Annotated in this window: 19 protein-coding genes; 8 read left to right on the top strand and 11 right to left on the bottom strand. The window is 68.5% G+C overall.

The genetic code is table 11. From position 1 onward, the window contains the following. The 3 genes from AU194_RS20895 to AU194_RS20885 form a co-directional block, all read right to left on the bottom strand. Nucleotides 1-5373: fatty acid synthase subunit beta domain-containing protein (locus AU194_RS20895; protein WP_231743511.1), on the bottom strand; the 5373-nt coding region annotated here is incomplete at its 3' end. A 508-nt stretch (nt 5374-5881) separates the two neighbouring features. Beyond that, the gene (locus AU194_RS20890; RefSeq protein WP_231743510.1) at nt 5882-6607 is read right to left on the bottom strand and encodes a DUF1906 domain-containing protein; all 726 of its coding nucleotides are present in this window, start codon (nt 6605-6607) and stop codon (nt 5882-5884) included. A 60-nt stretch (nt 6608-6667) separates the two neighbouring features. Then, nucleotides 6668-7348 (bottom strand): MerR family transcriptional regulator, encoded by a 681-nt coding sequence (locus tag AU194_RS20885; RefSeq protein WP_231743509.1) that lies wholly within the window; start codon nt 7346-7348, stop codon nt 6668-6670. 319 nt (nt 7349-7667) lie between these two features. On the opposite strand from AU194_RS20885, the gene AU194_RS20880 reads away from it, so the two are divergent. Continuing rightward, nucleotides 7668-8924: a nitrate/nitrite transporter gene (locus AU194_RS20880; protein ID WP_059091173.1), complete on the top strand. Its 1257-nt coding sequence runs from the start codon at nt 7668-7670 to the stop codon at nt 8922-8924. On the opposite strand, the gene AU194_RS20875 is transcribed toward AU194_RS20880, so the two are convergent. The 6 genes from AU194_RS20875 to AU194_RS20850 all read right to left on the bottom strand — a co-directional run bounded on the left by AU194_RS20875 (nt 8921) and on the right by AU194_RS20850 (nt 15271). Further along, entirely contained in the window at nt 8921-9340 is a 420-nt protein-coding gene (locus tag AU194_RS20875) for a ChaB family protein (protein WP_059091172.1), read from the bottom strand. The genes AU194_RS20880 and AU194_RS20875 overlap by 4 nt on opposite strands. 82 nt (nt 9341-9422) lie before the next feature. After that, nucleotides 9423-10055, bottom strand: a complete 633-nt coding sequence (locus tag AU194_RS20870) for a hypothetical protein (RefSeq protein WP_059091171.1) — start codon at nt 10053-10055, stop codon at nt 9423-9425. After that, nucleotides 10052-10888 carry a hypothetical protein gene (locus AU194_RS20865; RefSeq protein ID WP_059091181.1) on the bottom strand — a complete coding sequence of 279 codons (837 nt, stop codon included), beginning with the start codon at nt 10886-10888 and terminating at the stop codon, nt 10052-10054. The genes AU194_RS20870 and AU194_RS20865 overlap by 4 nt, the downstream gene beginning before the upstream one ends. 140 nt (nt 10889-11028) lie before the next feature. Beyond that, nucleotides 11029-12441, bottom strand: coding sequence for a FadD3 family acyl-CoA ligase (locus AU194_RS20860; RefSeq protein WP_231743513.1), 1413 nt, complete (start codon nt 12439-12441; stop codon nt 11029-11031). A gap of 32 nt (nt 12442-12473) precedes the next feature. After that, nucleotides 12474-13664: an amidohydrolase family protein gene (locus AU194_RS20855; protein ID WP_011561038.1), complete on the bottom strand. Its 1191-nt coding sequence runs from the start codon at nt 13662-13664 to the stop codon at nt 12474-12476. A gap of 38 nt (nt 13665-13702) precedes the next feature. After that, entirely contained in the window at nt 13703-15271 is a 1569-nt protein-coding gene (locus tag AU194_RS20850; RefSeq protein WP_059091169.1) for an AMP-binding protein, read from the bottom strand. A 106-nt stretch (nt 15272-15377) separates the two neighbouring features. On the opposite strand from AU194_RS20850, the gene AU194_RS20845 reads away from it, so the two are divergent. From AU194_RS20845 to AU194_RS20835, 3 genes are all read left to right on the top strand, one after another. After that, nucleotides 15378-16094 (top strand): enoyl-CoA hydratase/isomerase family protein, encoded by a 717-nt coding sequence (locus AU194_RS20845; RefSeq protein ID WP_059091168.1) that lies wholly within the window; start codon nt 15378-15380, stop codon nt 16092-16094. A 115-nt stretch (nt 16095-16209) separates the two neighbouring features. After that, complete coding sequence (locus tag AU194_RS20840; RefSeq protein ID WP_059091167.1) at nt 16210-16623, top strand: Zn-ribbon domain-containing OB-fold protein; 414 nt, start codon at nt 16210-16212, stop codon at nt 16621-16623. A 29-nt stretch (nt 16624-16652) separates the two neighbouring features. Then, nucleotides 16653-17795 carry a thiolase family protein gene (locus AU194_RS20835; RefSeq protein ID WP_059091166.1) on the top strand — a complete coding sequence of 381 codons (1143 nt, stop codon included), beginning with the start codon at nt 16653-16655 and terminating at the stop codon, nt 17793-17795. A gap of 90 nt (nt 17796-17885) precedes the next feature. Here the strand turns inward: AU194_RS20835 and AU194_RS20830 are convergent, their stop codons facing one another. Next, the gene (locus tag AU194_RS20830; protein ID WP_059091180.1) at nt 17886-18491 is read right to left on the bottom strand and encodes a TetR/AcrR family transcriptional regulator; all 606 of its coding nucleotides are present in this window, start codon (nt 18489-18491) and stop codon (nt 17886-17888) included. Between the two features lie 140 nt (nt 18492-18631). On the opposite strand from AU194_RS20830, the gene AU194_RS20825 reads away from it, so the two are divergent. The 3 genes from AU194_RS20825 (at nt 18632) to AU194_RS20815 (ending at nt 20892) form a co-directional block, all read left to right on the top strand. Continuing rightward, entirely contained in the window at nt 18632-19909 is a 1278-nt protein-coding gene (locus AU194_RS20825; protein WP_059091165.1) for a cytochrome P450, read from the top strand. 63 nt (nt 19910-19972) lie between these two features. Then, a complete protein-coding gene (locus tag AU194_RS20820; RefSeq protein ID WP_059091164.1) occupies nt 19973-20479 on the top strand; it encodes a hypothetical protein in 507 nt (168 codons plus the stop codon). Between the two features lie 2 nt (nt 20480-20481). Then, nucleotides 20482-20892 carry a hypothetical protein gene (locus AU194_RS20815; protein WP_059091163.1) on the top strand — a complete coding sequence of 137 codons (411 nt, stop codon included), beginning with the start codon at nt 20482-20484 and terminating at the stop codon, nt 20890-20892. Between the two features lie 9 nt (nt 20893-20901). Here the strand turns inward: AU194_RS20815 and AU194_RS20810 are convergent, their stop codons facing one another. Further along, entirely contained in the window at nt 20902-21291 is a 390-nt protein-coding gene (locus AU194_RS20810) for a hypothetical protein (protein WP_059091162.1), read from the bottom strand. A 162-nt stretch (nt 21292-21453) separates the two neighbouring features. On the opposite strand from AU194_RS20810, the gene AU194_RS20805 reads away from it, so the two are divergent. Then, a complete protein-coding gene (locus AU194_RS20805; RefSeq protein ID WP_059091161.1) occupies nt 21454-21960 on the top strand; it encodes a hypothetical protein in 507 nt (168 codons plus the stop codon). Nucleotides 21961-22012 lie beyond the last annotated feature (52 nt).

Here is a 22012-nt window from a genome sequence, read left to right as displayed (position 1 = left end):
GAACTCGACCGCGCCATCGACCGGTAGCCCGGCCGGGGTGGGTTGGGGGGGGGGGGTAGGGGGGCGGTGGGGGGGGGCCGCCGGGGCGGCGGGGGCGGGAGCCGCTGCCGCGGGCGCCTCGGCCGGAGCGGCCTCGGCGGCCGGTGCCGCCTCTTCGGCCTCGGGCTCCGGTTCGGGGTCGGTATCGGTGGCGAAGAGCACCGCGGCGTCGCGCTCGCTGTTGAGCACCTCGACGGTGCTGTGCGAGTACTCCGGCAGCTTCAGCGTATTGGTCGCCAGACCGGCCACCGTCGGCGCCGACTTCACGCCGATCTCGACGAACCGCTCGACCCCGAGTCCGCCCGCGGCCTCCTCGATGAACAGCAGGTCCTGTGTCTCGATCCACCGGACCGGGCTGGCGAACTGCCACGCCAGCAATTCGATGACGATCTTGCGGCACAGCTCGCGCGGCCGCTCGGCACGCCAGGTGTCGTAGTCGGCGAGGATCTCGTCGAGCGGTTCGGCAGGCACCAGGTCGCGGATCTCCTGGACGAAGTCGCGGTCGAGCGTGAACGGCCGGGGCACCAGGTTCGGGATGTACTTGCCGATCAGCAGTTCCGGATCGGCGTCGCGCGGCATGACCCGCTCCAGCGAACGGCGGAAGTCGGCCACACCGACCCGCAGCACCGAGCTGTGGAACGGCACGTCGATACCGGGCACCAGGATGAACGACCGCTTGCCGCCGCTGATCTCGCGGCGCCGTTCGATCTCCTCCTCGAGCGCCTCGAGCCCGCGGACCGTCCCGGCGATCGCGTACTGCGAACCGCGCAGGTTGAAGTTCACGATCTCCAAGAACTCACCAGTACTCGCCGCGATCTCGGCGACGAAGTCCTTGACGTCGGCGTCGTCGAGGTCGATCTGGCTGGGCCGGATGGCGGCCAGGCGGTAGTTCGAGCGGCCGAGGTCGTCACGCGGCACGATGTCGTGCATCTTGCTGCCGCGGTGGAACACCACCTCGAGCAGCGCCTCGAGCTCGTACACCCCGGACACGCAGGCCAGCGCGGTGTACTCGCCGACGGAGTGACCGCAGGCGATCGCGCCCTCGACGAACGCACCCTGTTCGCGCATCTCGGCGACCTGCGCCGCGGCGACGGTCGCCATGGCGACCTGGGTGAACTGGGTCAGGTAGAGCACACCCTCGGGGTGCTGGTAGTGCACGCCGGAGGCGATGAGGCTGGTCGGGTTGTCGCGCACCACGTGCAGGACCGAGAAGCCCAGCGTCTCCCGGGTGAACTTGTCCGCCGAATCCCACACCTTGCGGGCGGCCTTGCTGCGGGCGCGGACCTCCATGCCCATGCCCTTGTGCTGGATGCCCTGGCCGGGGAACGCGTAGACGGTCTTGGGCGCCGCCAACCGGGCGGTGGCCGACATGACCAGCTCGCCCGCGACCTTCGCGGTCACCTCGAGCACCTCGGCGCCGACGTCGATGCCGACGCGGTCGACGCGGAACTCGATCTCGTCGCCCGGCAGCACCATGCCCAGGAACCGGGCGGTCCAGCCCACGAGGCGGGCAGGCGGGACGGCTTTGCCGTCGGTGGCGGTGACGACGTGCTGGGCGGCGGCCGAGAGCCACATCCCGTGCACGATCGGCGAATCCAGACCGGCGAGCAGCGCGGCGGCGCGGTCGGTGTGGATCGGGTTGTGGTCACCCGAGACGACCGCGAACGGCCGCATGTCGACGGGCGCGCCGACGGTGACATCGCGGCGTCGACGGCGCGGGGTGTCGGTGGCGTTGTCGGAGATCGCACCGCCAGCACGGGCCGGGTCGGTCAGTTCGGCGGCGCCGTTGCGGCCGCGGATCGCGAAGCGCTCCTCGAGGGTGGCCAGCACGGTGCCGTCCGCGTCGGCGACGGTGACCGAGACCGGGACGACACGGCCGACCTCGGTGTCGGTGGCCGTACCCGCGGTGGCGGTGACGGTCAGTTCGGCCCGCTGGTCGGGCAGCGCCGCGACAAGGTGCGCACCGTGGTCGAGGTGCACCAGGCTCAGCAGACCCTCGACGACCGGGAAGCCGGTCTCGGTGGCGGCGGAGCCGATCGCGGAGAACACCGCGGGCCAGCAGCGGCCGACCAGCGCGTCGGGCACGACGGTCAGCGTCGGCGCCAGCGGCGCACCGAAGGTGGCGGTGACGCCGGTGTGGTCGGCGACCAGTTCCGGATCCCAGGTGACGGTGACGGTGGCAGCGCCGTCCTGAACCGGCGGAAGGCCCGACGGACCTTCTTCCACCCCGGCGGCGATGGCGAGCACGGCGCGCATCGCGGTCGCGGCGTCCTCGGTGGTGACCAGCGGGGCGCCGCCGGTGCGGATGACGTCGGTCAGGGTGAAGCGGATCTCGATCCACGTCCCCGACAGCGGGACGCTCAGCGTGACGTGGGAGTCGTCGGCCACGTCGAGGCGGGCGCCGGTGGACGCGTGGGTGGCGGTGCGGCCCTCGTCGCGGACCTGCCAGTCGGCGGGTGCGGCGATGCGGTGCACGGGGTTGACGGCCGTGCGGCCGGCCCACAGCACGTCGGGGGCGTCGAGCAGCACGGCGAGCGGCCCGGTCACATCGGTGCGGCCTTCGCGGCGGCTGATCACCGGACGCGGGTCGCCGTTGTGGGCCAGTACCTCGTCGATAGCGGCCTGCTCGAAGCGGTCGAGCAGGTCACCGACCGGCTCGTCGACGCGGGTGATGCCCGCGACCGCGGCGGTGCCGGGGATGATGCAGACCTGGTCGGCGGTGTAGCGGGCGTCATGGGCCTGCCACAGCGAATCGCTGCGCCACCAGCGGCGCACGTCCTTGTCGATGACCGGCACGAAGTTGACCGGCTTACCCGGGGTCTTGCACAGCTGGACGAAGAACGGCACGTCGGCCGGGTGCAGCAGCACGGTCCCGGCGTCCGGGTACGCGCCCGCCAGCGCGTCGAGCGCGGCCTGCGGATCCTCGAGCAGCTCGTCGGAGTCGAACAGGGTCGTGATCGGCCCGTGGTCGCGCGGGTGCAGACGGGCCTCGGCACGCTGCAGCATCTGCGCGAACCGGTCGCGCCAGGTGATGTCGAGCCACGGCGAATCGCCGCGGCTGGTGTCGGCGGTGCTGTCGCCGTCGCCGATGGCGAGTTCGACGTAGCGGCGCAGCCACTGCAGGTACGACATGTCGGCGACGTCGCCGAAGTAGGGCTTGGCGGTGCCTGCCATCGCGGCGATGATCTCGTCGCGGCGGGCGGCGACCGCGTCGGCGTCGCCGGCGACGTCGTCGAGCAGCCGGCCGCAGCGCGAGGCGGCGTTGTCGATCTCGTGGATGTCCGCGCCGAGCTGGCTGCGCCCGGAGGCCATCCCGCCCTGCGCCTTACCCGCACCGACCCACTGATCGGTGCCCTTGGTGTCGACCAGCAGCTGCTTGACCGCCGGCGAAGTGGTGGCCTCGAGCGTGGCCATCGCCGCGGTGCCGACCAGGATGCCGTCGACGGGCATGACCGGGAAGCCGTAGGCCTGCGACCAGCGGCCGGACAGGTACTCCGCAGCGCGTTCGGGCGTGCCGATGCCGCCGCCGACGCAGATGGTGATGTTGGACCGCGACCGCAGCTCCGAGTAGGTCGTCAGGAGCAGGTCGTCGAGGTCCTCCCAGGAGTGGTGGCCACCGGCGCGGCCGCCCTCGATGTGCACGATGACCGGCTTGGTGGGGACCTCGGCGGCGATGCGGATGACCGAGCGGATCTGCTCGACGGTGCCCGGCTTGAACACGATGTGGCTGATGCCGATGCCGTTGAGCTCGTCGATCAGGTCGACGGCCTCTTCGAGTTCCGGGATGCCCGCGGTGACGACGACGCCGTCGATGGGGGCGCCGGCCTGCCGCGCCTTCTGCACCAGGCGCTTACCGCCCAGCTGCAGCTTCCACAGGTACGGGTCGAGGAACAGCGAGTTGAACTGGATCGACCGGCCCGGCTCGAGCAGCTCGGTGAGCTCAACGATGCGGTCGTTGAAGATCTCCTCGGTGACCTGGCCGCCGCCGGCGAGCTCGGCCCAGTGGCCGGCGTTGGCGGCGGCGGCGACGATCTTGGCGTCGACGGTCGTCGGGGTCATCCCGGCCAGCAGGATCGGCGAGCGGCCCGTGAGGCGGGTGAACTTGGTCGCCAGCTTCACCGAACCGTCGGGCAGTGCCACGGCGGTCGGGGTGTAGCTCGACCACGGGCGCGCCACCTCGGGCACGGCGCCGACGGTGAACAGGTTGCGCTGGCCGCCGCGGGTGGCGGCGGGCACGATGCCGACCCCGAGTCCGCGGATGACGGGGGCGGTGAGGCGGGTCAGGATGTCCCCGGGCCCGAGGTCCAGAATCCACCGAGCTCCAGCGTCATGTAAATCGGTGACCTCGTCGACCCAGTCGACCTGGTTGACGAGGATGGCCTCGGTCATCTGGCGGGCCAGCGTGACGTCGAGCCCGACGGCTTCGGCCCAGCGCCCGACGATGTCGACGCCGTCGGCCAGGCGCGGGGTGTGGAAGCCGACCTCGACCTGGACCGGATCGAAGGCCGGTGCGAACACCGCGCCGCCGCGCAGCTTGTTCTTGCGCTCGGCCTCTTCCTTCTCGGCGATCTGGTTGCAGTACAGCTCGAAGCGCGACAGTTGCTCGGGGGTGCCGGTGATGACGACCGAGCGGCGGCCGTTGCGGATCGACAGCACCGGCGGCAGCACCGTGCGCACGTCCTGGCTGAACTCCTCGAGCAGCTCGTAGATGCGCTCGGGATCGGCGTTGGTGACCGAGACCATCGGCGGGCGGTCGCCGAGGACCATGATGCCGCGGCGGCGCGCGACGAGCGTGCCCGCTGCGCCGATCAGCTGGGCCAGTGCGAGCAGTTCGACGTCCTTGGCGCCGCGTGCGGCGAGCGCCTCGACGGCGAGCACGCCCTGGGAGTGGCCTGCCATCGCCACCGGCGGGGTCTCGAACAGGTCCATGCCCTGGCGCGCGAGGGCGCGCACCGCGGCGACCTGGGTCAGCAGGACACCCGGGACGGACACCGCCGCGGAGGTCAGTTGCTTGGCGGTCGGGACCGGCTCCTCGGCGGCGAGCGCGCGCACCCAGCGCAGCGGCTCGAAGCCGATCGGGCGGACGACGACCAGTTCCTTGGCCACCGGCTCCAGCAGCAGTTCGGCCTCGCCGGCGAGGGTGGCCAGTTCGGATTCGATCCCCGTCGAGGACACCAGCTCCTCGAGGGTCTCGAGCCACGCGCTGCCCTGCCCGCCGAAGGCGACCGCGAACGGCTCGCCCGCGGTCAACCGATCCACGAGCGCATGCGTGTTCTTGGTTCCGGACTCGTCGTCCCAGCCCGTGGAAACCCGGTCATGCTCGTAGATCGTCACTTGGTGTTATCTCCCTCGGTGGTGCTCTCGCGCTCGCGTGTACTGCTCACGGACGTCGGTGTGTTCGGGTGGTCTGTGGCGGGCCTGCGCTCCTCTGCGGCGCACCCGCGGCGATTCGGCGTCGAATCCGGCTGGCCGGTGTCGCGAACGTCTGCTCGGCGGACATTCCAGCCCCACTAAGAGTGGCATAAGGAAACGGGGTCACCGGGCCGCCGAAACGGTTACTGGCGAGTTCTACGCTCGGGTAACCACGGCTTGGGTAACGCCCTGTTCAGACGGCGCGGACGGCTTCCGTGACAAACGTCCTGTTGGCGGGTGGTTACGGTCGAGTAGCTATAACCGTGCTGATCACGGCCGCATCGTTACCAAATCGTTATCTGAAATTTTCGTCACTCGAATGGCGAGGTCAGAGCCGATGACGGGTCGACAGCAGACGCCGATCTGTCCAGTCGGACGGGACGACGCGGCAGAAAAGTTTGCTGAACGTACTTACCGATCGGTAAGGTTTTCAGTCCCACTGGCCGAATTGCGGCTTCAGGATGTGGTTGACGTCCACACCGATGCCCGCGACCTGACGGGCGTCGATCTCCACCTGGTGCAGGTGCGCGGCGGGGTGGGCCACCCGGCCGGGTGAGCCCCAGTTGTGCTGCCAGAAGTAGGCGCCGAGGCCGTCCTGGATCGCCCACTCGATCGTCTTGGAGTTGGCGTAGATGCCGACGCGCTGATGTCCGAGCACCGCCTCCCAGCCCTTCAGGTAGGGCGCCACCTGCGCTTTGTACTGCTCGAAGCTGGGGTCGTCGTCGATGGAGGCATAAATCGGAGCGCCGAAGGAGCCACCCGCGGCCACGTGCAGCTCCCACCCCCTCTTGGCGTGCTGCACCCCGGCGCTCTGACCACCCAGCCAGTCGGCGGTGTCGGCCTTCCCGAACTGGTAGCACGAGACGATCTTCAGCCCGTTCTGGTACAGGTCGCGGGCCTCCGGCAGCTGGATCGGCTTACCCAGCATCCACGCCCCGCCCGGCCTGCGGTCGGAGACATAGCGGATAGCTCCGAGGGCGCCTGCGGCCCGGATGTCGCTCGCCTTGAGCACGCCCGCCGCGTAGTCGAGGAGAACTCCGAGCGGTTCGGCGGCCGCTGAGGGCGCGGCCGCCGTCGCGGAGGCGGGCAACCCCGCGCTCATACCGAGGACGACGGGTGCGGCCGCCTTGAGCATCTGACGCCGCGTGATCGACACGCGTCACAGAGTACGACGGGCGCCTCAGGATTCACATCAACGCCACTGGTCACATTGGCATCAATTGCGGCGGCGGACCTGCGCCTGCAGCGCCTTGTCGAGATGCCGGGCGACGAGCCGGTTGGCCAGTTCGCGGTAGTCCTGCACGATCCGGTGCATCTCCAGGGGTTCGGGCGCGCGCTCGGGCCCGAAGCGTGCCTCGATGCACTCCTGCAGGGAGTCGGCGACCACCTCGGCCAGGCTGTCGACGTCCCGACGGGTGGCGGCCTCGATCCGCAGGATGGCCCGGACGTAGAGCATCGGATCGGCCGCACGGCCGACGATCGCGGCGAGCGTGGGATCGGTGAACACGACGCGGCCGTCGACGATGTCGGCGAGCCCGTAGGTGACGAGCCGGCCCGCGTCCTCCCCGGCGGGGTCGATGTCGACCGCGCGAACGGGCGTCGTGGCCTCGTCGCGCTTGTCCTCGGCCACGAACAGCGAACGTTGCAATCCCAGGATGTCGGCCAGGTCGGCGCCGGCCCGCATGCTCGCGAAGAACTCGGCGATGTGGGCCGAACTGAACCCTCGGCGCAGGAGTTGGTTGATCGTGTCCAACTGCGCCAGGTGGTAGGCGTTGTAGTACGCCGACCGGCCCTGACGGCGCGGCGGGTCCAGCAGTCCGCGTTCGCGGTAGGCGCGGATATTGCGAGTACTCACACCGGAGAGTCGCGAGAGCTCGTTCAGGCGGTACTCGACCACGTCCCCGCAACCTCCTCCCGCCCATCGGCTCCGAATCGCGGCACAGCACACTGTACCCGCGGTACGCCCAAACGAGCGAATTCCGGGCAACATCACAGGTAAATCGACCAAACCGCACGGTATGGCCGTGAACAGGAACAACATCGATCCCAGGTCGCACGGCTCGACGCAGATGTGCAATTTCAGCCAACTCAAGCACTGATCTTGAGCGCGGGCCGCCGGCGCACGCAGCGAACGTCACACCCGGAGAAGCTCGTCAGTGGCGGGTATCTGCGACACCATGGGTGGAGGAAACATTCACTATTCGGCGGAGGTTCGCGTGCGCCCCTGGATCGTGTGGGCCACCGGACTGCTGGCTTACATCGTCGCCGTCATGGACCGCACCACCCTCGGGGTTTCCGGCCTCGACGCCGCCGAACGGTTCTCCGCCACCCCGAGTGTGCTGGCCACCTTCGTCGTCCTGCAGGTCGTGGTCTACGCCGCCGCGCAGGTGCCCGCGGGTGTCCTGCTCGACCGCTTCGGGTCCAAGGTGCTCATCATCGCCGGCGCGGCCCTGATGGCGGCCGGCCAGCTCACGCTCGCGGTGAGCGAATCGCTACCCGCGGCCATCGCGGCCAGGGCAGTCCTCGGCCTCGGCGACGCGTTGACGTTCATCTCGGTGCTGCGGCTGGTGCCGCACTGGTTCACGCCCAAGCAGATCCCGCTCGTCACGCAGCTGACCGGGATCTGCGGGCAGCTCGGCCAGGTGCTCTCCGCGGTGCCCTTCCTGGCAATCCTCGGCGTCGCGGGCTGGACGACCGCCTACACGTCGGTGGCGGCGTTCGGCGTGGTGTCGCTGATCCTGACGCTGCTGCTGGTCAAGGACACCCCCTCGGGACGGCATGTGCCCGAGCCGAGCGGGACGGTCGGCGACACGTTGCGCAGCGTCAAGACCGTGTGGTTGCGGCCGGGCACCCGGCTGGGCTTCTTCACCCACATGGGGACCCAGTTCTCGGTGACGGTGTTCGCGCTGATGTGGGGGGTGCCCTACCTGACCGTCGCGCAGGGGGTGTCGACGGCGACGGCGGGCACGCTGCTGTCGGTGTCGGTGGTGTCGGCCATCGTGGCGGGCACCGTGATCGGCATCCTCACCGGCAGGCATCCGCACCGCCGGTCCTGGCTGGTGCTCGGCATCATCGGCTCCAACGCACTGCTGTGGACGATCGTGCTGGCCCTGCCGGGCCCTGCGCCGCTGTGGTTGCTGGTGACGCTGGTGGTCGTGATCTCGGTCGGCGGCCCGGGCTCGATGGTCGGGTTCGACTTCGCGCGGACATTCAACACGAGCGCCACGCTCGGCACCGCCCAGGGCATGGTCAACATGGGCGGATTCCTCGCGTCGCTGGTGATCATGCAGGTGATGGGCCAGATCCTCGACGCCGCGGGCGGCTATTCGTTCGAATCGTTCCGGTGGGCGTGGCTGACTCAGTACGCGGTGTGGGCGCTGGCGACCGTGGGGATCCTGATCACCCGCGGAAAAGCCCGCCGCGAGATGCGCCGCGACCACGAGCGCATGCTGCTGGAGAGCTTGGAGCGCTAACGCTTACGCGCGGACTCGCGCCGGTTGGCCTTCTTGATCGCCGAGACGAGCTCGTCCTTGGTCATCGTCGAGCGCCCGGAGATGTCCAGGCGGCGCGCCACCTCGACGAGGTGCTTCTTCGAGGAGTTCGCGTCGACACCCTCGGCGGTGTCCCCCTTGGCGTTCGGGCCGCCGCTCTTCGCGCGCTGGTCAGACGGACCCTTCTCGTCCTTGGGCTCCCAGTGGTCGCCGACCTTCTCGAAGCTGTGCTTGAGCGCGCTGTAGGCCACGCGGTGCGCCCGCTCGCCCTCGCCGTACTCGTCGGCAGCGGAGTCGTGGGCCTTGGCGAAGGTCCGCTGCGCCTTGGCGCCGGACTTCTTCAGCGTGCTGGGCAACTCGTTCTTCTTGGCCTGACCGCTCTTCGTCGTCTTCGGCATGCTGGCCTCCCGATCTGTTCGACTGATCGCGAGGTACCCGTGGACCATTCCAAGCAAACCGCTCCTGGCCACCTGCCAGGGGTCACACAGGGTCGAACGACGAGATCAGCCACGCACCGTCGATCTTGGTGAGGCCGACCTTGATGCTGCTCGACGCGAAGGCGCCGTCCGGGTTCTCCTGGCTGGTGGTCGCCTGGTTCACGAACAGCAGCGCGACCGCCGAGTCCGGGTTGATCTCCGACATCGCCGCCTGCGCGACGGTGGCCTCGGTCTTCACCGACTTCTGCTTGGCCGCAGGGGCGACCACCTTCTCGGTGAAGTCGGTGTAGTAGTCGAGGAAGTCCCCGGTCAGCCGTGATTTGGCGGTGGCGAAGTCCTGGTCGAGGGTCTCCGGCGCGTAGGACAGCAATGCGACGGTGCCGTCCTTGGCCGCGTCGAGCGCCACCCGCGCCGCCTCAGGGTCGGTCTGCTGGTCGACCCGGTACTGGAAGAAGTACAGGTAGCCGGCGGCGGACGCCGAGGCCAGCAGCACGACGGCGGCCGCGACGGGCGCGAGCCACTTCTTCGTCCGTCGTGCGGGCTTGGTCGCGGGGGCCGCCGGCGGGGTCTGGTCGGCCTGCTCTTCTTCGGTCAGGGTCTCGTCGACCCCTGTTTCGTCGACCTCTGTTTCGTCGACCTCTGTTTCGTCGACCTTGGTCTCGTCGTTGTCGGTCACGGCGCGAACTCCACCTTCGACAGTTTGATCCGGTCACCGTCGCGCACCACGTCGACGATCAGCCGCCAGGTCCGGGGATCCTGTTTGGCGCCGGTCTCGTTGGTGATCCGGGAGGTGGCGGCGACGAGCACCACTGCGGAGTTGTCGGTCATCGATTGGACGGCCGCGGCGTTCACGTTGGCCTCGGTGACCACCTTGGACCGCTCGGCGACCGTGGTGAAATCCGCGGCGCTGGCCTCGAAGTCCTCTTTGAACTTGCCCGTCGCGTTGTCGATGATGCGCGCGACGTCGTCCTTGGCGGTGTTGAAGTTCAACGACATCAGCGTGACCACACCCTGACGCGCGGCGGCGGCGAATTCGGCGGAGCGCTGCTGCTCGGCCTGCGCCTGCCGGTGCTGCACGAACATGAACACGCTCACGGCCACCAGCGCGACCGTCAACAGTGCGGTGACGGTGTAGGCGATCACCCGCCAGGGCACGCGCGACAGTCGACCGCGTGCGGCCGGTGTTTCGGCAGGCGCGACGACGGCGGGCTCCTCGGCCGCCTCGGCCTCGGCGTCGGGCGTCTCCGCCGACTCGAGGGCTTCAGGCGTTTCGGCTTCGGCGGTGTCGGCCTGCGGCGTGCGCGCGGCGGCCTCGGCCTCCCGCCGCAACCTCAGCGCGCGAGCGCGGGCACGGGCCGCGGAGGCGATGGCCTCCGCCTCGGCCGCCTCGGCCTCGGCCTGCTCCGCGCGGGCCAGTGCGTCGTCGATGTCGGCGAAATCGGACTCAGCGGCGCGGTCTTCGATCCCGTCGCCGTCGAGCACCGATGAGGCTCGCTTGCGGAAAGGCACGCGACCTCCTTGTCGGTTGAACATGTTGAATGAGAACGGCATTACCGCTCAAGGGTATCGCCGCGACGATACCTCATGTCCAGATCGCCAGAAAAGGGCCGTTTTGCAGCGGAAATGCCATTCCCCTACTGTGCGAATGCTCAGCGCAGAAGATCCTTCATCACCTTCCCGGTGGCGTTCAGCGGAAGCGACTCGCGGAACTCGACGTACCGCGGCACCTTGAACCCGGCCATCTTCTCACGGGCCCATCCGATGAGGTCCTCGGCGGTCACACCGCCCGCCTGATTCTGCGGCACCACGAACGCTTTGCCCACCTGCCCCATCCGCTCATCGGGAACACCGATCACGGCGACCTGGGCGACGGCCGGGTGCTCGAGCAGGAAGCCCTCGATCTCGGCCGGGTAGGCGTTGAACCCGCCGACGATGAACATGTCCTTCTTGCGGCCCACGATCCGCAGCCGGCCGGCGTCGTCGAGGGTGCCGAGGTCCCCGGTGTGTAGCCAGCCATCGGGGTCGATGGCCTCGGCGGTGGCCGCCGGGTCGTCGAGGTAGCCCTGCATCACCGTGTAGCCGCGGATCAGCACCTCGCCGTCGTCGGCGATGCGGACCTCGACGCCGTCGCATGCGGTGCCGACGGTGGTGGCGATGTCGGTGAACGAGTCACCGAGACGCGACAGCGTGGCCGTGCCCGCCTCGGTGAGGCCGTAGCCGGTGGCCAGCGTCTGGAACGGCAGTTCCTCGAGCACGCGGCGCACCAGTTCCACCGGGATGTCCGCGGCGCCGGTGACGCCGGCGCGCAGCGTGGACAGTTTCGACTTGTCGGAGACGGCGAGCAGTGAGTGGTACAGCGTGGGCGGCCCCGGCAACATCGTGATGCGTTCCGCGGCAATCACATCGACGACGGCGTGGACGTCGAACACCGGAACCGGCACCATCGTCGCCCCGCGGATGAACGACGCGATCAGCCCGGCCTTGTATCCGAAGGTGTGGAAGTACGGGTTGACCATCAGGTAGCGGTCACCGCGGCGCAGATCGGCGAGGTTGCACCACTCCTCGTAGAGGCGCAGATTCTGCCGGTGGTTCATCATCACGCCCTTGGGACGACCGGTGGTCCCCGAGGTGAAGATGATGTCGGAGATCGCCGAACCCTCGACCTTGCGCTCGAACGGCTCTCCGCTGCCGAGGAAGCCGGATTTGAGGTCGATCACCGGCACCCCCGACGGGGCCCGGTAGTCCACGCCGAGGAAGCCCTGCTGCACCAGCACCGCCTTGGCGCCGCTGCGCGTGATCACGTCGGCCGCCTCGTCGGCCTTGAACCGGGTGTTGACGGGGACCAGTACCCCGCCCGCGGTCAGCAGCCCGAACGCCGCGACGATCCACTCGGCCGAGTTGGGCGCCCAGATCGCCGCCCGGTCACCGGCTTCGATGCCGAGGTCGGCGAATGCACCTGCCGCACAACGGATCCGGTCGACAACGTCGCTGAAGGTCAAGCGCAGCGGACCGTCGACGACGGCTTCGGCGTCGCCGAACCGGTCCGCTGCGCTCAACACCATCTCGGGGATGGTGTCCCAGGTCGGTACGTACGTCACGTGGTGACGAGACGCCCCAGGTTTCCGCCCATGATCTTCGCCTGGTCCTCGACGGACAGGTGCTCGAGCGCGGTGACGTAGTGCGTCGGCTCCGCCAGGCCCTCCGGATGCGGCCAGTCCGAACCGTAGAGCACCTGGTCGACGCCGATCAGGTTGATCAGGTCGTCGATGCCCTCCTCGTAGAACGGGCTGACGTAGATGCGGTTCTTGATCTCCTCGATGGGATTGCCGAGGAAGGCCTCGGGAGCCTTCTTCCAGACCTCGGCCATCGAGTCCAGGAGCGGGAACATCCATTTGGAGCCGGCCTCGACGATGCCGACCTTGAGCGTCGGGAAGCGGAACAGCGCACCGTGGATCACCCACGAGGCCACCGCATCCTGGATCGGACGCCACTCGTTGAGGATGCCCATGGCGTTGGTCTGGAACGGCAGCATCTCCTGCTGCGCGCCGTCCCATTCCGAGGTGTAGCGCGAGTAACCGCTGTCGCTGGAGTGCATGCCGACGAAGATGTCGTGGTGGACGACCCGCTCCCAGAAGGGGTCGAACTCGGGCAGCGCGAACGAGCGCGGACCGCGGAAGCCGGGCACCGGCGCCGGACGGATCAGGATGGCGCGAGCACCGCGCTTGACCGCCCACTCGAGCTCTTCGATCGCCTTCTCGACGATGGGCAGCGTGATCACCGGGGTGGTGAAGATGCGGTTCTGGTAGTTGAAGCCCCAGACCTCGTGCAGCCATTCGTTGAGCGCGTGGATGATGACGTGGATGGCGACCGGATCGTCGGACAGCCGCTCCTCGATGAGGCTGGCCAGCGTCGGGAACATCAGGCTGCGGTCGACGCCCAGCTCGTCCATCACCTTGATGCGCGGTTCGGGCTCGAAGAACGCCGGGATCGCCTTCATCGGCTCGCCGAACAGTTCGCGCTTGCTCTTACCGTCCGGGTTGCCGAACTTGAAGTACTCCTCCCACGCACCCGGCTTGGCGACCACCGAGAACGTCGGGTTCGGGATGTAGTTGGAGATCTGCCCCTTGAGCGCGATCTTGGTCCGTCCATTGACCTCGACGTACTGGACGACGTCCTTGTACTCCTTGGGGAGGTACTTGGTCATCGCCTCCGGCGGCTCGTAGAGGTGGTTGTCCGCATCGAACAACGGGAACGGGATGTCGACCCGGTGTGACAGTTGACCCATGGAAAACTCCTTTGCTTATCGAGAGAATCGTATTCTCATTACGAGAAGGCTGCAATGTCCCGTGTGGTGCTGTAGTCGCGGATCCGCTGCCGGATGAGCACTTTCTGCACTTTGCCGCTCGCGGTTCGGGGGTAGTCGTCGACGGCCTCGTGCAGTTCCTCCGGCCACTTCTGCCGGGCGACCCCGGCGTGCTCGAAGTGCGCGCGGACCTCGTCCAGACTCGGCATCAGGTGCCCGCTGCGGATCCGCAGCACCGCGGCCGCGTGTTCGCCGAGGCGGGCGTCGGGCGCTGAGACCACCACGGCCTCGGCGACGGCGGGCATGCCCAGCAACACCTCCTCGACCTCGAGTGCGCTGATGTTCTCGCCGCCGCGGATGATCACGTCGGCCTTGCGGTCGGTGATCGTGAGGTAGCCGTCGTCGTCGAGGACGCCGACGTCACCGGTGTGGTACCAGCCGTCCTCGTCGAAGGCCGCGGCGGTCAGCGCGTCGTCGGTATAGCCGAGGCAGAGGTCGGGTCCGCGCGAGAGGATCTCGCCGTCGTCGGTGAGCCGGATCTCCACTCCGGGTCGCGGGTCGCCGTCGGTGTAGAGCCGCTTGTCCTCGGGCGCGCTGGGCCGCGATCCGGTGATCGACGGGTGTTCGGTGCTGCCGTAGGACCGGTAGACGAACAAGCCGAGGTCGGCGAGCCGCCGGGTGACCGCCGCGGGCACCGTCGACCCGCCGAGCCCGACCGTGGTGAACCGTGCGACGTGCGCGGGTGTGCAGTCGGGATGGTCGAGCAGGCTGGTGACGAAGTACGGCGGTCCGCCGCCGACGGAGAGCCCCTCGGATTCGATGAGCCCGAGCACCTTGCCGGGATCCCACACATCGCACAGGTCGACGGGGGTGTTCTCGAGGACGGGGATGAGGAACGCGCCGACCATCCCGATGAAGTGGCCGACGGGCGTGGCCGTGAGCTGTCTGCCCCGGTCGGACGGGTAGTTCTCGAGGAGTTGGCGCGTCTCGAAGCCCAGCGTCTGGTGGCTGTGGACCACGCCCTTGGGGTCGCGGGTGGTTCCGGAGGTGAACGCGATCAACGCCGGCCCGGCCGGATCGGTGTGGCTGGTCTCGGCCATCGGCTCGGCGTCGAAGAGATCGTCGAACGACGACTCCCCCACCAGCGCGACGATGGGCACGTCGGCACACAGATCCGGCTGGAACTGCATGCGGCCGAACTCGGCGGTCGTGACGAAGACCTTGGGGCGCGCGCTGGCCATGATGTGGCCGAGTTCCTTGCGGCCGTAGAAGTGCACGATCGGCACCACCGCGGCACCGAGGAAGGCCGAGGCCCAGAACACCATCGCCGCCTCGGCCCAGTTCGGGAGCTGCAGCGCGACGACGTCGCCGGGGCCGACACCGCGCCGCCGCAGGCCGGCGGCGAGCCTGCGGGCCTGCCGTTCCACGTCGCCGAAGGTGCCGCGGTAGGGGCGGACCTCCGAGTGCACGTAGAAGCCGACGTCCGCCCCGGTCGCGAGATGCCGCGCGAGGAGTTCGCCCAGCGTTTCGGGTGTCCACCACCCTTCCTGCTCGTACCGTTTGATCAGCTCAACCGGAATTGTGCGCATAGTCCCTCAGCCGTTTGCGCCGCCGCTTCTACTCGCACCGGCACCCCTGCCGGTGATGCTATTCTCCGCAGCCGAGAATGCCAATACCGAACTGGGAGAACGTCTGATGGTCGACCTCGAGGTACAGGACGGTCTGGCCGTCATCACGATCGATCGACCGCACGCGCGCAACGCCATCTCGCTCGAGACCATGGGGCAGCTGGAGAAGGCGCTCGACGGGGCCCGCGGGGCACGGGCGCTGGCCGTGACGGGCGCCGGTGACCGGGCATTCGTGTCCGGCGGCGACCTCAAGGAACTCAGCGCGCTGCGCACCGAGGCCGAGGCCGCGGCGATGGCGCTGCGGATGCGCACGATCTGCGACCGGATCGCGGCCTTCCCCGGCCCCGTGGTCGCCGCCCTCAACGGCCACGCGCTGGGTGGCGGCGCCGAGGTCGCGGTGGCCGCCGACATCCGGGTGGCGGCCGACGACATCCGGATCGGCTTCAACCAGGTGTCGCTGGAGATCATGCCCGCATGGGGCGGCGCCGAACGGCTGGCCGAACTGGTCGGAAAGAGCCGGGCACTGCTGCTGGCGGGCACCGGCCGCATCCTGACCGCCGCCGAGGCCTTCGAGCTCGGCCTGGTCGACACGGTGCTGCCCCGCGAGGGCTTCGACGAGGCGTGGCGCGCGATCGCCCGCGCGCTGGCGAACCGGCCCGCCGGCGAGATCAAGCGGGTCATCGACGGGGTGCCCGCGACCGAGGCCATCGCCGCCTTCGCCCGGCTCTGGGTCGCCGACGAGCACTGGGTGGCCGCCGACAAGGTGATGAAGCGCGCCACATAGCGGTCGCGACGGCGGCGATGACCGGTTCTCTCTAGACGAGAATGACATTTCCCATTAATGTCATCGATGTGCAGGTGCGCGGGGTTGCGGCCTGCCCGGACACGGAGGACGACGCATGGCGAAGGCGCTCGCGCCCGAGATCTCGACCTGGCCCGAAGATCAGCCCCACCTGATCGGCAGCCGCTGCGGACGCTGCGCGGCCACCACCTTCCCGGTACAGGACCACTGCCCCAAGTGCAGCGCCGGCGAGATGTCGCAGGTGCTGTTGCCGCGGCGCGGCACGCTGATCGCCTGGACCACACAGGGTTTCCCGCCCGGGGCGCCCTACAAGGGGCCGACCGGTAAGGACTTCGTCCCGTTCGGGGTCGGCCTCGTCCAGCTCGATGACGTGGTGCGCGTCGAGGGCAGGCTGACTGAGAACGATCCGGACAAACTCGAATTCGGGATGCCGGTCGAGCTGACCATGATCCCGTTCACCAAGGACGAGGACGGCGAGGACGTCGTCACGTTCGCCTTCCAGCCGGTCTGACCCGCGCGGTCGAAAGGAACAGTCGAGACATGAACGACGTAGCCATCATCGGCGTCGGCCTGCACCCGTTCGGCAGGTTCGACAAGACCGCCATGCAGATGGGCGCCGAGGCGATCCAGACCGCGCTCGCCGACGCCAAATTGGAGTGGAAGGACATCCAGTTCGGTTTCGGCGGCAGCTACGAGGTGTCCAACCCCGACGCGGTCACCCGGCTGGTCGGCCTGACGGGGATCACGTTCACCAACGTCTTCAATGCGTGCGCGACCGCGGCCAGCGCGATCCAGCAGACCGCCGACACGATCCGGCTGGGCAAGTACGACATCGGCATCGCGATCGGACTGGACAAGCATCCCCGCGGCGCGTTCACCGACGACCCCGCCAAACTCGCCCTGCCCCAGTGGTATGCGGAGAACGGGCAGTTCGTCACCACCAAGTTCTTCGGAATGAAGGCCAACCACTACATCCACAAGCACGGCATCTCGGAGGAGACGCTGGCCCGCGTGGCCAACAAGAACTTCCGCAACGGTGCGCTCAACCCGAACGCGTTCCGCCGCAAGGAGATCTCGGTCGACGAGATCATGGCCTCACCGGTGCTGAACTACCCGTTGCGCCAGTACATGTTCTGCGCGCCCGACGAGGGTGCGGCGGCGGTGATCATGTGCCGCGGGGACATCGCGCACAAGTTCACCGACAAGCCGGTCTTCCTGCGCGCCAGTGAGATCCGCACCAGGACGTTCGGCGCCTACGAGGTGCACGCCACCTCCGCGCCGCTCGACGAGGACGTCTCCCCCACGGTCTACGCCGCGCGCGCCGCCTACGAGATCGCCGGGATCGGACCCGAGGACGTCGACATCGCGCAGCTGCAGGACACCGACGCAGGCGCCGAGGTCATCCACATGGCCGAGACGGGGCTGTGCGCCGACGGGGAGCAGGAGAAGCTGCTCGCCGACGGCGCCACCGAGATCGGTGGGTCGATCCCGGTCAACACCGACGGCGGACTGATCGCCAACGGTGAGCCGATCGGCGCATCGGGGCTGCGTCAGGTGCACGAGATCGTCCGCCAGCTGCGCGGTGAGGCGGGCGACCGCCAGGTGCCCGGTGAACCGAAAGTCGGTCTGGCCCAGGTGTACGGCGCACCCGGCACCGCATCGGCGACGATCCTGTCCGTATGACGACCTAGGGGGACGATGACACTCGCCCACACCGGGACGCAGACCACCGGTCTGTGGGCGAGGCCGCGCGCCAGGCGTCCGGTGGTGCGACTAGAAGACCGCGTCCTCGGGCCGGAACTCGCCTTCGAGCCGGCGCAGCCACTGCTCGCAGAACGCCCACGCCTCGGCGTGCCCGGCCGACATGCCCAGCGCCTGTTCCATCACCAGCACCCGCGACACGCTGGTGGCGATCACCGTCCACACCACCGGCGGCACCTCCGACACGTCGGCGCCGTAACGCGCGAGCGCGGCGGCGAGCACTTTGTTCTGTTCGACGCGGAACCGTTCGGCGTAGTCCGCGATCATCTCCCTCAGCGCGGGCCGGTGGTTGGCCAGCCCCATCAGCTCCATGGTCAGCCGCGTGGCCGCCGGATCGGTGCTGAAGCGCCACAGCGCCCACAGCGGTTGCGGCGCGGCCAGCACCCGCGACTGCACCTCGAGGCCCTCCTCGGCCCTGCGCCGGAACACGGCTTCGAACAGGTCGTCCATCGTGCGGAAGTAGTAGTGCACCAACTGCGGTTTCAGTCCCGCGCGTTCGGCCAGCCGCCGGGAGGTGACCGCGGCGTAGCCCTCCTCGACCATCAACCGTTCGGCGGCGTCGAGCAGCACCCCGCGGTTCTTGGCGTCGGGCGCACCGATCCTGCGCTGCGAAGTCATCGCCACCTCGCCTCCTCGCCCGTCCGAGACCGCCCGTGCCACAACGCCGATCGTATGCGGAACGACCTTGACCACGACTCTACCCCCATGCTAAGCAAGTGCTCAGCAATGTTGCGAAGGTTCGGGAAGGAACTCTGCACATGACAACTGATTTCGACAACGTCGACTACTTCACCGACCCTTCACTCGTCCCCGATCCGCACCCGTACTTCGACCATCTGCGGTCGAAGTGCCCGGTGGTCAAGGAACCGCACTACGGAGTCGTGGCGGTCACCGGATGGGACGAGGCCAACGCGGTCTACCGCGACACCGAGTCGTTCTCCTCGTGTATCTCGGTGATGGGTCCGTTCACCCCGATGCCGTTCACCCCCGAGGGCGACGACATCTGCGCACAGATCGAGGCGCACCGCACCGAGATCCCGATGTTCGAGCACATGGTCACCATGGACCCCCCACAGCACACCGACGCCCGGTCGATCCTGTCCCGGCTGCTGACGCCCAAGCGGCTCAAGGAGAACGAGGACTTCATGTGGCGGCTCGCCGACCGCCACATCGACGAGTTCATCGCCGACGGCAAGTGTGAGTTTCTCGCCGCGTACGCAAAACCGTTCTCGCTCTTGGTCGTTGCGGACCTCCTCGGCGTCCCCGAAGAGGACCACGAAGGCTTCCGCGAGGCGTTCGGCGCGGAGCGGCCGGGATCGCGCATCGGCGCGCTCGACCACGAGACCATCGTCACCAATCCGCTGGCCTGGGCCGACGAGAAGTTCGCCCAATACATCGAGGACCGCAGGAGCAATCCGCGCGACGACGTGCTGACCTCGATCGCGACCGCGAAGTATCCGGACGGTTCGACGCCCGACGTCGTCGACGTGGTGCGGACCGCGACGTTCCTGTTCGCGGCCGGCCAGGAGACCACGGCCAAATTGCTCAGCGCGGCGCTGCGCGTCCTCGGTGACCACCCCGAACTGCAGGAGGTGCTGCGGACAGACCGCAGCCGCATCCCGAACTTCATCGAGGAATGCCTGCGGATGGACAGCCCGGTCAAGACGGTGTTCCGAATGGCCCGCAAGAGCACCAAGGTGGGCGATGTCGACGCTCCCGCCGGTACCACCGTGATGGTGAGTCCCGGTGCGGTGAACCGGGATCCGCGGCGGTTCGACAATCCCCACGAGTTCGACATCAACCGCCGCAACGTCCGCGAACACCTGGCGTTCAGCCGCGGTATCCACTCCTGCCCGGGCGCACCGCTGGCCCGCGTCGAGGGCCGGGTGTCGATCGAGCGGCTGCTGGACCGGCTGGGCGAGATCAGCATCGACGAACAGCACCACGGTCCGCGCGAGGATCGTCACTACACCTACGAACCGACGTTCATCCTGCGCGGCCTGACCGATCTGCACATCACGTTCAGCGGCGAGTGATCCGGTGTGCCGCATCCGGCCGTTCCCCGGTCGCGGCCCCGCCGTGGTTGGTATTCTCCGGCCATGAGAAGACCGGTTACGCCATGGCGACCAACGGTTTTCGGCCGCCGCACGGGTGCTGCGGTCCTCGGCGTCGCGCTCCTCGTCGGCGGGGTGCTCGGCGCTCCGCCGGCGTCGGCGGCGATGTACCTCGGCAACTACGGGCTGAACATCCCGGACCGCAGGGACTTCCACACCTGGATCTTCTCGGCGATCGCCCCGTGCCGTAATCCGGACAACTCCAAGCGGACCGACTGCATCGTGGTGGTGACCGTGCCACAGCCGATCGCCAAGGCGCTCTACACCCACGCCGAAGCCCGGCTGGCCGACGGTCGGTACACGATGGTCATCGACGATCCGTTCGGATTGCGGTGCGGGGACATCTACTACGGGCCGACCATCCCCACCCACGACGTGTACACGTGGGACGCGGTGACCCTGGCGGGCGAGATGATCTCCTCATTCGGCGCCGGCTGCGACGGTGCGCCCGGCGGTCAGCGCGTCTACCCCATCAGCCTGACGAGGATGTGACGATGCGTACCACGATGGCGCTCACCGCCGCGTTGATGTTGACCGGTACGGCCCTCGCCGCACCCGCGGCGGCGCAACCCGTGCTGCACGATGTGCGGTACACCGTCACCGCCGATGCACCGTTCTACGTCGACATCTACTACCGCGAGGTCGACCCCCCGACGTTCTCCGACTACAGCCACAACCCGTACGTGTTCAGCCCGAAGGTGGAGGCCGACGTGGGGCCGGACCGGCCGTGGGTGTTCGAGACCCGGCTGGCCGATCCGACGATGTGGGCGCTGGTCCTGGTGCAGAGCGGTGAGTCGCCGGAACTGCAGGCCCCGAAGCTGAATTGCGAACTGAGCGTTGACGGTACGGTCGTCAAGACGGCCAGCGGCACGCGCGGGGCGCTGTGCTCGATCCGGAACTGGTAGGGCCGCTACTCAGACATCCCCACGGCGCCACAGCGTCCGGCCGTCCTTCGGGACGCAGGCCAGGAACAGACCGTCGGGCGCCTGCGCGACCTGGTCCAGGTAGTTGGTGCAGTCGCTGCCCTCGGTGCGGATACCGGCCATCGGTGGTGAGCGGAACCACCGCGGCTCGTACCGGCGGGGCGACCCGCAGAACAACAGACGCCCGGCCCGTGTCGAGGCGCCGGCGACCGCCGTGCCGAACACGTAGTAGGTGGTGTTGTTGCAGTACGACCCCTGCACCACGTTCGGCGTGATACCCGGAACGCAGAAGGGATCGTTACACGTCTGCGGCTCCGCACTCGCCTGCGGTGCGGTCAACATCCCGCCGACGACCGCCGCGGTCGCCGCCACCATGGTCATACGCACACACCTACTTTCCCACACCGGCTTTCGGAACTCACGGGTTCACCCGAGATTGCCCGCGCAGCGGGCGAATCCGCTTGATGCGCAACGGTTGTGTGCCGAAACTGATAGCCTGATCGATCGAGACCTGCACTTCTGTCGGGCAGAGGAGTCACGCCAATGTCGGCCAAGATCAAGGCCGGTGCCGCAATCGCCGGAATCACCGCGGTGCTCGGAATGACCACCGCGGCGCCCGCGGCCGCCAGCGACGACTGGGGTATCAACGGCACGTTCGCCACGTCGTCCAACGGAGACCGCGCGAAGGTCAACGAACGCTTCGAAGTACAGCCGGGTGAACGCAGCATGTGGACGATCACCACCGTGTGCTCATCCCCCAACGACTGTGCGGGCACGGTCACCAGCGATGCCGGGTGGAGCGCGCCCATCTACACCACCAACGGTCTGTGGTACGTCAAGCGGACGGTGCCGGACTGGCGGTTCTGCGCCGACGGCCAACCGGTGGAGGGTCTGCGCATCTACAAGATCTACCCGGTCGGCTTCGACGGGCACTACAACAGGGACTCCGTCGAGTACACCGGGGAGAACCAGACCCTGGGCCCCAGCGGGTCGTGTGGCCGCAACCAGTGGCCGCAGATCCGAATGCCCTTCTACATGAAGAAGGTGTGACCCGCACAGACACAACGAAATCCGGCCCGGAAGCACAACGCTTCCGGGCCGG

The sequence above is a fragment of the Mycobacterium sp. GA-2829 genome, from assembly GCF_001499965.1.
GTDB lineage: Bacteria > Actinomycetota > Actinomycetes > Mycobacteriales > Mycobacteriaceae > Mycobacterium.
This window is presented reverse-complemented; position numbering and strand designations above follow the sequence as displayed.

Bases quoted from the DNA above. Each gene is read 5' to 3' on its own strand.
- AU194_RS20840 (WP_059091167.1), top strand. From the start codon at position 16,210: ATGGCGAAGGCGCTCGCGCCCGAGATCTCGACCTGGCCCGAAGATCAG.
- AU194_RS20830 (WP_059091180.1), bottom strand. From the start codon at position 18,491: ATGACTTCGCAGCGCAGGATCGGTGCGCCCGACGCCAAGAACCGCGGG.
- AU194_RS20825 (WP_059091165.1), top strand. From the start codon at position 18,632: ATGACAACTGATTTCGACAACGTCGACTACTTCACCGACCCTTCACTC.
- AU194_RS20855 (WP_011561038.1), bottom strand. From the start codon at position 13,664: ATGGGTCAACTGTCACACCGGGTCGACATCCCGTTCCCGTTGTTCGAT.
- AU194_RS20845 (WP_059091168.1), top strand. From the start codon at position 15,378: ATGGTCGACCTCGAGGTACAGGACGGTCTGGCCGTCATCACGATCGAT.
- AU194_RS20850 (WP_059091169.1), bottom strand. From the start codon at position 15,271: ATGCGCACAATTCCGGTTGAGCTGATCAAACGGTACGAGCAGGAAGGG.
- AU194_RS20835 (WP_059091166.1), top strand. From the start codon at position 16,653: ATGAACGACGTAGCCATCATCGGCGTCGGCCTGCACCCGTTCGGCAGG.
- AU194_RS20810 (WP_059091162.1), bottom strand. From the start codon at position 21,291: ATGACCATGGTGGCGGCGACCGCGGCGGTCGTCGGCGGGATGTTGACC.
- AU194_RS20875 (WP_059091172.1), bottom strand. From the start codon at position 9,340: ATGCCGAAGACGACGAAGAGCGGTCAGGCCAAGAAGAACGAGTTGCCC.
- AU194_RS20805 (WP_059091161.1), top strand. From the start codon at position 21,454: ATGTCGGCCAAGATCAAGGCCGGTGCCGCAATCGCCGGAATCACCGCG.
- AU194_RS20860 (WP_231743513.1), bottom strand. From the start codon at position 12,441: ATGGTGTTGAGCGCAGCGGACCGGTTCGGCGACGCCGAAGCCGTCGTC.
- AU194_RS20815 (WP_059091163.1), top strand. From the start codon at position 20,482: ATGCGTACCACGATGGCGCTCACCGCCGCGTTGATGTTGACCGGTACG.
- AU194_RS20820 (WP_059091164.1), top strand. From the start codon at position 19,973: ATGAGAAGACCGGTTACGCCATGGCGACCAACGGTTTTCGGCCGCCGC.